Below are 10,224 nucleotides of genomic sequence, written 5' to 3' on the forward strand. Positions count from 1 at the left end.
AATCCGCTGCGCTGCGGGCTTGTCACGCTTGTGATGAGATCAGCGGATGAGCATCAAAGTTGCGCTGGAGCACCGCACCAGCTACACCTTTGACCGGCTGGTCCGGGTGTACCCGCACGTGGTGCGGCTGCGCCCGGCGCCCCACTGCCGCACGCCGATCGAGGCGTACTCGTTGCGGGTCGAGCCGGGTGACCACTTCGTCAATTGGCAGCAGGACGCGGTGGGCAACTTCCTTGCCCGGCTGGTGTTTCCGAACCCGACGAGCCGGCTGACCATCACCGTCGGGCTCATCGCCGACCTGAAGGTGATCAACCCGTTCGACTTCTTCATCGAGGACTGGGCCGAGACGTGGGCCCCCTCCGCCGGACAGGGTGGGTGGACCTACCCCAGGGCGCTGGCCGACGACCTCAAGCCCTACCTGCGGCCCGTCGACGAGGACGGTGACGGTTCGGGCCCCGGCGAGCTCGTGCGGGCGTGGTTGCAGAACTTCACGGTGCGCGACGGCACGCGCACCATCGACTTCCTGGTCGCGCTCAACCGCGCCGTCAACGCGGACGTCGCCTACAGCCTGCGGATGGAACCCGGCGTGCAGACACCGGATTTCACGTTGCGCAACGGGGTGGGCTCGTGCCGGGACACGGCGTGGCTGTTGGTGTCGATCCTGCGCCAGCTCGGGCTGGCCGCCCGCTTCGTGTCCGGCTACCTGGTGCAGCTGGCCTCCGACGTGGAGGCCCTCGACGGGCCGCCGGGACCGGCCGCCGACTTCACCGACCTGCACGCGTGGACCGAGGTGTACATCCCCGGCGCGGGCTGGATCGGGCTGGACCCGACGTCGGGGCTGTTCGCCGGCGAGGGCCACATCCCGCTGGCCGCCACCCCGCACCCGGCGACCGCGGCGCCCATCAGCGGCGGCACCGAGCCCTGCGAAGCGACGCTGGAGTTCTCCAACACCGTCACCCGCGTCCACGAGGACCCGCGCGTCACGCTGCCCTACCCCGACGAGGCCTGGCGGGCGATCTGCGACGCCGGGCGGCGCGTCGACGAGCGACTGGCCGCCGCCGACGTCCGGCTCACCGTCGGCGGCGAACCGACGTTCGTTTCGGTGGACAACCAGGTCAGTGAGGAGTGGACCACCGCCGCCGACGGCCCGCACAAGCGGCAGCGGGCCTCCGACCTGGCCGTCCGGCTGAAGGAGGCGTGGGCCCCGCAGGGGCTGATCCAGCGCGGGCAGGGCAGGTGGTATCCGGGAGAACCGTTGCCGCGCTGGCAGATTGCGCTCTACTGGCGCACCGACGGGCGAGCACTGTGGAACGACGGCGCGCTGCTGGCCGACCCCTGGAGTGAGTCACCGAGGCTGCTGCCCGCCGACGCGGCTTACGACGTGCTCGCCGGGGTGGCCGACGGCTTCGGGCTGCCGCCCGCCCAGGTGCGGCCTGCCTACGAGGACCCGCTGGCCCGGCTGGCCGCCGAGGTGCGCAAGCCCCAGGGCGGCCCGGTTGACCCGGGTGACGACCTCGGCCCCGAAGCCGACACCGCGGCGGCTCGCGCCGCGCTGCTGGCGCGCCTCGACGAATCCACCGGGACCCCTGCCGCTTTCGTGTTGCCGCTGCACCGCCGCGACGACGACACGGGCTGGGCCAGCGCGAACTGGCGGCTGCGCCGCGGCCGCCTCGTGCTGCTGGAAGGCGATTCGCCGGCGGGTCTGCGGCTGCCGCTGGATTCGATCAGCTGGCGGCCCCCGCGCGCGAGGTTCGACGCCGACCCCCTGTCCGCCGGGCGCGAGCTGACGGCGGACGGCACCGCGAGCGACGCCGCGGTCGTCGATCCCGGCTCGGCGCCGCCGACCGCGATGGTTGCCGAGGTCCGCCGGGGCCTGCTGCACCTCTTCCTGCCGCCCACCGATGCCCTCGAACACTTCGTGGACCTCGTCGCCCGGGTCGAGGCCGCGGCGGCCAAGGCGGACCGCCCGGTGGTGATCGAGGGTTACGGCCCGCCGCCGGACCCGCGGCTGAGGTCGGTGACGATCACCCCGGACCCCGGGGTGATCGAGGTCAACGTCCCGCCCACCGCCAGCTTCGCCGAACAGACGCTGCTGCTGGAAAGCCTCTACGAACAGGCCCGGCTGGCGCGGCTGTCCACCGAGTCGTTCGACGTCGACGGCACCCACGGCGGCACCGGCGGCGGCAACCACATCACGCTGGGCGGGGTGACGCCCGCGGACTCGCCGCTGCTGCGCCGCCCCGACCTGCTGGTCTCGCTGCTGACCTACTGGCAGCGGCACCCATCGCTGTCGTATCTGTTCGCCGGGCGGTTCGTCGGCACCACATCCCAGGCGCCGCGGGTCGACGAGGGCCGCTCCGAGGCGCTGTACGAGCTCGAGATCGCGTTCGCGGAGATCGCGCGGCTGGGGGGCGGCGGGCCGAAAAGCACAGCGAAGCCCTGGGTGACGGACCGCGCGCTGCGGCACCTGCTGACCGACATCACCGGCAACACCCATCGCGCCGAGTTCTGCGTCGACAAGCTCTACAGCCCCGACAGCCCCCGCGGCAGGCTCGGCCTGCTGGAGCTGCGCGGCTTCGAGATGCCGCCGCACCTGCGCATGGCGATGGTGCAGTCGCTGCTGGTGCGTTCGCTGGTGGCGTGGTTCTGGGACGAACCGCTGCGCGCCCCGCTGATCCGGCACGGCGCCAACCTGCACGGGCGATACCTGTTGCCGCACTTTCTGATTCACGACATCGCTGACGTCGCCGCCGACCTGCGCGCGCACGGCATACCCTTCGAGACCAGCTGGCTGGACCCGTTCACCGAATTCCGCTTCCCGCGCATCGGCACCGCGGTCTTCGACGGCGTGGAGATCGAGCTGCGGGGGGCGATCGAACCGTGGAACACCCTCGGGGAGGAGGCCACCGCCACCGGCACCGCCCGCTACGTCGACTCGTCGGTCGAACGCATCCAGATCCGCGTCATCGGCGCCGACCGGCACCGCTACGTGGTGACGGCCAACGGCTACCCGGTGCCGTTGCTGGCCACCGACAACCCCGACATCCACGTCGGTGGCGTGCGGTTCAAGGCCTGGCAGCCGCCCAGCGCGCTGCACCCGACCATCAGCACCGACGTCCCGCTGCAGTTCGAGCTGGTCGACCTCACCACCGGGACGTCGCGCGGCGGCTGCACCTACCACGTCGCCCATCCCGGCGGCCGGGCCTACGACGAGCCGCCGGTCAACGCGGTCGAGGCCGAGTCGCGCCGCGCCCGCCGCTTCGAGGCCACCGGCTTCACCCCGGGCAAGCTGGACCTGTCCGCCATCAGGGAGCGCCAGGCCAGGATATTCACCGACATCGGCGCGCCGGGCATCCTTGACCTGCGGCGCGTCCGTACCGTGCAGCAGTAATGGTGCTTCCCGACGCGGCACTGGACACCGGCGGCCACTACGACGCCGACCGGCTGCTGGCCGGGTACCGGACCGCGCGGGCCCAGGAGTCGCTCTTCGACCTCCGGCACGGCCCGGGGATCGGCCCGGAAGTTGCATACGACGAGTTCGTCGACCGCGAGGGCGACGTGCGGGCCACGTGGTCGGAGCTGGCCGACGCCGTGGCCGAGCGCGGCCGCGCCGGGCTCGACCGGCTGCGCTCGGTGGTGGACAGCCTGATCGACAACGACGGCATCTCCTACACCGAGGTCGACGCGGGCCGCGACGGCGGGCTGGAGCCGCGGCCCTGGCGACTGGACGCGCTGCCGATCGTGGTTTCCGCCGCCGACTGGGACGTCCTGGAGGCGGGGCTGGTGCAGCGGTCCCGCCTGCTCGACGCCGTGCTCGCCGACCTGTACGGGCCCCGCAGCCTGCTCACCGAGGGCGTCCTGCCGCCGCAGCTGGTCTTCGCCCACCCCGGTTACGTGCGCCCCGCCAACGGCATCGAGATTCCTGGGCACCACCAGCTCTTCATGCACGCCTGCGACGTCAGCCGGCTGCCGGACGGGAGTTTCGGAGTCAACGCCGACTGGACCCAGGCGCCGTCGGGCGCCGGCTACGCGCTGGCTGACAGGCGCGTGGTGGCGCACTCGATGCCCGACCTCTACGAAAGGATGGCGCCGCGGCCGACGACGCCGTTCGCGCAGGCGTTGCGGCTGGCGCTCATCGACGCCGCGCCCGACGTCGCCCAGGACCCGGTCGTCGTGGTGCTCAGCCCCGGCATCTATTCGGAGACCGCCTTCGACCAGGCGTATCTGGCCACCCTGCTGGGCTTCCCGCTGGTGGAGAGCGCGGATCTGGTGGTGCGCGACGGCAAGCTGTGGATGCGCTCGCTGGGCACGCTCAAACGCGTCGACGTGGTCCTGCGCCGGGTCGACGCCGAGTACACGGACCCGCTGGACCTGCGCGCCGATTCGCGGCTCGGTGTCGTCGGCCTGGTGGAGGCGCAACACCGCGGGACGGTGACCGTCGTCAACACGCTGGGCAGCGGCATCCTGGAAAGCCCCGGGCTGCTGCGGTTTCTGCCCGAGCTGGCCGAGCGGCTGCTCGGCCAGGAGCCGCTGCTGCAGACCGCGCCGCTCTACTGGGGCGGCATCGCGGGCGAATGCTCGCATCTGCTGGCCAACCTCTCGTCGCTGTTGATCAAGTCCACCGTCGGCGGGAAAACCCTTGTCGGGCCGACGCTTTCGTCCGCCCAACTGGCCGAGCTGGCCGCGCGCATCGAGGACATGCCGTGGCAATGGGTCGGCCAGGAGTTGCCGCAGTTCTCGTCGGCGCCCACCGACCATGCCGGCGTGTTGTCGTCGGCCGGTGTCGGCATGCGGCTGTTCACCGTGGCCCAGCGCGGCGGCTATGCGCCGATGATCGGCGGCGCCGGCTACGTGCTGGCCCCCGGGCCCGCCGCATACACGCTGAAAACCGTTGCGGCGAAGGATGTCTGGGTGCGCCCGACGGAGCGCGCGCGGGCCGAGACGGTCAGGCTCCCGTCGGCGCCGCAGCCGGCCAAGACTGCCGCCGGCACCTGGGGTGTCAGCTCCCCGCGCGTGCTGTCCGACCTGTTCTGGATGGGACGCTACGGCGAGCGCGCCGAGCAGACCGCCCGGTTGCTGATCGTCGCCCGCGACCGCTTCCACGTGTACCGGCACCATCAGGACACCGAGGAAAGCGAGTGCGTGCCGGTGCTGATGGCCGCGCTGGGCCGCATCACCGGCAGCGACACCGGCGACACCGTCGATCAGGCCGAGACGATCGCCGTCGCCCCCTCGACGCTGTGGTCGCTAACGGTGGACCCGAACCGGCCCGGATCCCTGGTGCAGGCGGTGGAGGGGCTGGCGCTGGCCGCCCGGGCGGTGCGCGACCAGTTGTCCAACGACACCTGGATGGTGTTGGCCGGGGTGGAGCGCGCGACGGCGCTGCGGCCCGACCCACCGGACTCGCTGGCCGAGGCGGACGCCCTGCTCGCGTCGGCCCAGGCGCAGACGCTGGCCGGGATGCTGACGCTGTCGGGGGTGGCCGGCGAGTCGATGGTGCGCGACGTTGGCTGGACGATGATGGACATCGGCAAACGCATCGAACGCGGCCTGTGGCTGACCGCGCTGTTGCGTGCCACGCTGACCGACGTCCGCAGCGCGCCCGCCGAGCAGACGATCATCGAGGCGACGCTGGTGGCGTGCGAATCGTCGGTGAGCTACCGGCGCCGCACCGTGGGCAAGGTCAGCGTGGCGGCCGTGGCCGAACTGATGCTCTATGACGCCAGCAACCCGCGGTCGCTGCTGTATCAGCTGGAGCGGCTGCGGACCGACCTCAAGGACCTGCCCAGCTCGTCGGGGTCGTCGCGCCCCGAGCGGTTGGTCGAGGAGATCGGCACCCAGTTGCGCCGGTCGCACCCCGAGGAGCTGGAGGCGGTCAGCGACGGCCGCCGCGCGATGCTGGCCGAACTGCTCGACGCCATCCACTCCGAGCTGCGCAACCTGGCCGAGGTGATCGCCGACACGCAACTGCGGTTGCCGGGCGGCATCCAGCCGCTGTGGGGCCCCGACGTACGCCGGGTGATGCCGGCCTAGCCGGCCACAGCGGCGGGCCCGCTCAGCTCCGAGGTCACCTCGTCGATCACGTCGTGGATGAACTGCATCTTGTCCAACACGGCCACCGGCAGCACGAACGGGTACAGGTCGTCGTGCCCCATCGAGCGGTTCACCATGTTCAGCGACCACGACAGCGGCAGCCACATCTCGATGATGGTGGGAAAGGCGCTGGGGCCCAGCGGCGTACGGTCGAAGGTCGCCGACGCCGGCGCGAACGCGCACCACGCCGAGGTGTCCAGGGTGTCGCGGATGTGCAGGTAGTGGGCGAACGTCTCGGCCCAGTCCTCGGCGGCGTGCATCGTCGCATATGACGACACGAAGCTTTCCTGCCAACCGTCGGGCGCGCCGTCGCGATAGTGCCGGTCCAGGGCCTCTTGGTAGTCGGCGTCGGGATCGCCGAACAGCTCCTTGAACCGCGCCACGTACTCGCCCGACGGGGTGATCAGCCGGTAGAAGTAGTAATGGCCGACCTCGTGGCGGAAGTGCCCGAGCAGCGTCCGGTACGGCTCCTCCATCTCGACCCGCAGCTGCTCGCGGTGCACGTCGTCGCCCTCGGCGAGATCCAGTATGATGACGCCGTTTTCGTGGCCGGTGAACACCTTCTCGTGCGCGCTCGACAGCAGGCGGAAACCCAGCCCGTAGTCCGGATCGCGGTCGCGCCCGATGATCGGCAGCTTCATCTCGTGCAGCTCGGCGATCAGCCGGCGCTTGGCCGCCTCGGCGCGGGCGAACGCGGCCAGGCCCTCGGCGTCGGTGTCGTTGGGGCGCTCCAGGGTGAGCGCGCACGACGTGCACAGGCCGCCGGGAAGGCTCTTGGGCACCAGCCAATTGCATTCGGCCAGATGGCGATTGGCGCACAGCTCGTATTCATCGGCGCTGACGAAACCGGTGCGGTCGCCCTCAGCGCCGGACGTGATGACCAGCAGGGCCATCTGCTCGAGGGAGAACCCCAGCGCGCTGCCGCACGACAGGCACGCCGAGTTCTCGAACGTCAGGCGCTGGCCGCAGCTGGGGCAGTGGAAGTCACGCATGCAGCGCATCCCCCGCGAAGGGCACCACGTCGACGGCGACGTCGATCACGCTGTGCTCGGAGTTGGTGTAGATGATGCCGCGCAGCGGCGGGACGTCGGCGTAGTCGCGCCCGCGCCCGACGATGATGTAGCGCTCGTCGACCAGCTGGTCGTTGGTGGGATCGAGCCCCAGCCACTCGAAGTGGCCCGGCTCCTGGGGGGTCCACACGGCCGCCCAGGCGTGGGTGGCGTCGATACCGATCATCCGATCCTTTCCCGGTGGCGGGTCGGTGGCCAGATACCCGGACACGTAGCTGGCCGCCAGACCGTTGGCGCGCAGGCAGGCGATCGCCAGCCTCGCAAAGTCCTGACATACCCCTTCCCGGGCCGCCAGAACCTCGTTGACCCCGGTGGAAATCGTCGTCGACCCCGAGCGGTAGGTGAAGTCGGCGAAAATCCGCGACGCGAGGTCGCGCAGCACGTCGACCAGGGCTCGCCCCGGCGCGAAACTGGGGGCCGCATACTCGCGGACCGCGTCGGTGATCTCGGGCGGGTTCAGGTCGAGGGCGAACTCGGTCGCCAGCGCTCCCCGGCGTCCGGCCGGGCGGGCGCCCTCCCACGGGTGCACCGCCGGCCCGCTGCGGTACCGCTCCGGCGGCGGCGGATACACGTCGACGATGGAGTCGCTGGTGACGGTCAGGGCCCGGTGCGGCTTGGTGACGTGGAAGTAGGAGCTGATGTTGCCGTAGCTGTCGACGCTGGTGGAGCTGTCGGCGGGGGCCGGGTCGACGGTCAGCCGATGCGCGACACAGCGCTGGCGTTGCGAGTCCCGCGGCGTGAGGAAGCCGCGGCCATAAGAGCTGGTCACGACGTCGGAATAGCGGTACTCGGTGCGGTGGGTGACCCGATGCCGGCGGGCCTGATCTCCCAGCAAGGCTTCTGACACAAGGCTGATCCCACCACACCCCGTTTGCCGATCGCGAGCCAAGCGCGCCGAAGCGGGAGCACAATCGAGAGGTGGCCACGTGGAACGACGTCGCCCGCATCGTGGGTGAGCTGGCACTTACCTCCGAGCCGTCACCGCACGAGTGGCGGGTCGGCAAGAAGTTGCTGGCGTGGGAGCGGCCACTGCGCCCCTCGGACCGCGAGGCGCTGGCGGACAGCGGCGTCGAGCCGCCCGAGGGTGACATCCTCGGCGTGCGGGTGTCCGACGAGGGCGTCAAGTTCGCGCTGATCGCCGACGAGCCGGGGGTTTACTTCACCACCCCGCACTTCGACGGCTACCCGGCGGTGCTGATCAGGCTGGACGAGATCGCGGTGCGCGACCTCGTGGAGGTGATCACCGAGGCGTGGCTGACGCAGGCGCCGAAGAAGCTCGTCCAGGAGTACCTGGCCGACTCCATGTGACCCTCACGTCTGACGCAGGTCGATGACCCGCTGCAGGTCGTCGACGCAGGCCTGGACGGCGTCGGCGAGCACCACCTGCGTTTTCTCACGGGCCCCCGCATGCAGCTCCGACGCATGATGGCGCGCCGACGCGGTGTAGGCGCACGCCCCGGCGGGGTCGGAGTCGGCGAGGGCCGTCGCGGCCGCGAGCGCCACCAGCGCGCTGTGCACCGGCTGCGGCAGCCGGGCGCAGCCGCCATCACCAGCTGGGCCGCCGGGAGCGACGGCCCGGGCCAGCTCCAGCACCGAGCCGGCGAGCAGCGCCACGTGCACGCCCTGGTGGTCGGCGGCCCGCACGGCATCGCGCAGGCCCCAGCGTCGCGGCGCGACGCGCACGACCTGACGGGCGGTGGTGCGCGCCTCGATGAGACCGCCGAGCTGTTGATGCACCCGGTCGACGGCCGACAGCGGCCAGTCCGGCGGGGGCTCACGGCGTCCGGCGGCGAAGTCCGCCGCCCGCGACAGCACACCGTGCAGCACGCCCAGCACGCCGACGCGCGCGCTGCGCAGCACCAGCAACGGGTCGGCCGGGAACAGCAGGACGGCGAAGACGATCGCCACGGCGCCGCCGATCAGCGCGTCGTAGAAGCGTTCCAAACCGACGTTGCTGCGGTACAGGGCGAGCACCAGAATCGCCGAGACGACCGTCTGGTTGGCGAACATCATCCCCTGGCCGATGTAGCCGTGGCCGATGAACACCGCGGCGAACAGCGCGAGCAGCGCCGCGACCGTGATGGCCAGGGCGCCGGGCCCGAGCAGCGCCTGCACCAGGACGCCCACCCCGATCCCCAGGGTCACGCCGACCATCATCTGGATGGCGCGCTGCGCGCGCAGCACGTTGCTGACCGACAGGGACACCGCGGCGGCGATCGGCGCGAAGAACGGCTGCGGGTGACCGAGCAGGTCGTGTGCGAGGTACCAGGACAGGCCCGCCGCGACCGCGGTCTGCACGAGCGTGAACCACACGGCGCGGAGCCGTTTGATGCCCGCGCGTGCGGCGTTCACGGCGTCAGGCCGGCTGCAACTCGAACAGCGGTATCACCCTGTCGGTCTTGGACTGGTACTCGGCGAAGCCGGGCGCCGCGGCGGCGACCTTCTCGAAGAGCTCGTCGCGCTCGGCGGGCGGCAGCTCGTGGGCGGTGACGTCGAACGCGTCCGTCCCGATCTCCACGCGCGCCGCCGGGTTGGCCCGCAGGTTGTGCACCCACGCCGGGTTGACGGGGGCGCCGGCGAAGGAGCCGATGATGATCAGCTTGCCGTCGATGCGGAAGTAGGCCAGGGGGTTGATGCGGGCCTGGCCGGACTTGGCGCCCGTCGTGGTCAGCAGCAGCAGGTTGGCGCCCTCGAACTGGCCGCCGACCTTGCCCTCGTTGGACCGGAATTCGTCGATGATGCTCGTGTTGAACGCGTTGAGGGTGCCGGTGTCAGGAACCTCGGTCATGGGCGCCGCTCCTCCTCATTACTTCGCGCTGCATCGTCGCCGGCGCGGGTCATGCCCGCTCAACCTTCTGCGGCTTGGCATCTATTCCAGACTCCTTCCAGGTGTTTGTTGCCGTTTGCTGCGTTGGTTTGGCGATGAAACCGGTGGTCAAACCGTTGAGTGAGACGGTAGCGATAAGTTGCGAAAAATTCTCCTGCGTACCCACTGCGTACCGGGCCTAGCACGGAGGAGCTAGTCCGCGGGAATTCTGGCCGGCGATACCTTCAGCGGGGT

General features: G+C 71.1%; 7 protein-coding genes. 3 read left to right on the top strand and 4 right to left on the bottom strand.

The window, feature by feature from the left end:
* Positions 1-46 precede the first annotated feature (46 nt).
* Positions 47-3,391 carry a transglutaminase family protein gene (locus VMD50_RS02870; RefSeq protein ID WP_325424652.1) on the top strand — a complete coding sequence of 1,115 codons (3,345 nt, stop codon included), beginning with the start codon at positions 47-49 and terminating at the stop codon, positions 3,389-3,391.
* Entirely contained in the window at positions 3,391-6,033 is a 2,643-nt protein-coding gene (locus VMD50_RS02875) for a circularly permuted type 2 ATP-grasp protein (protein ID WP_414685985.1), read from the top strand. Before VMD50_RS02870 ends, VMD50_RS02875 begins: the two co-directional genes overlap by 1 nt.
* Here VMD50_RS02875 and VMD50_RS02880 read toward each other — a convergent pair.
* Together VMD50_RS02880 and VMD50_RS02885 are read right to left on the bottom strand one after the other, a co-directional pair.
* On the bottom strand, positions 6,030-7,085 hold the full coding sequence (locus tag VMD50_RS02880; RefSeq protein WP_325424654.1) for a zinc-binding metallopeptidase family protein: 1,056 nt from the start codon (positions 7,083-7,085) through the stop codon (positions 6,030-6,032). The genes VMD50_RS02875 and VMD50_RS02880 overlap by 4 nt on opposite strands.
* Complete coding sequence (locus VMD50_RS02885; protein WP_325424656.1) at positions 7,078-8,010, bottom strand: transglutaminase family protein; 933 nt, start codon at positions 8,008-8,010, stop codon at positions 7,078-7,080. Before VMD50_RS02885 ends, VMD50_RS02880 begins: the two co-directional genes overlap by 8 nt.
* Positions 8,011-8,081: 71 nt before the next feature.
* Between VMD50_RS02885 and VMD50_RS02890 the strand changes: the two genes are divergently transcribed.
* Positions 8,082-8,471, top strand: coding sequence for an MmcQ/YjbR family DNA-binding protein (locus VMD50_RS02890; RefSeq protein ID WP_325424658.1), 390 nt, complete (start codon positions 8,082-8,084; stop codon positions 8,469-8,471).
* 3 nt (positions 8,472-8,474) lie between these two features.
* On the opposite strand, the gene VMD50_RS02895 is transcribed toward VMD50_RS02890, so the two are convergent.
* Both VMD50_RS02895 and VMD50_RS02900 read right to left on the bottom strand, forming a co-directional pair.
* The gene (locus VMD50_RS02895; RefSeq protein WP_325424660.1) at positions 8,475-9,515 is read right to left on the bottom strand and encodes an FUSC family protein; all 1,041 of its coding nucleotides are present in this window, start codon (positions 9,513-9,515) and stop codon (positions 8,475-8,477) included.
* Between the two features lie 4 nt (positions 9,516-9,519).
* Positions 9,520-9,951 carry a nitroreductase family deazaflavin-dependent oxidoreductase gene (locus tag VMD50_RS02900; RefSeq protein WP_325424662.1) on the bottom strand — a complete coding sequence of 144 codons (432 nt, stop codon included), beginning with the start codon at positions 9,949-9,951 and terminating at the stop codon, positions 9,520-9,522.
* Positions 9,952-10,224 lie beyond the last annotated feature (273 nt).

It is taken from the genome of Mycobacterium sp., from assembly GCF_035506235.1.
GTDB lineage: Bacteria > Actinomycetota > Actinomycetes > Mycobacteriales > Mycobacteriaceae > Mycobacterium.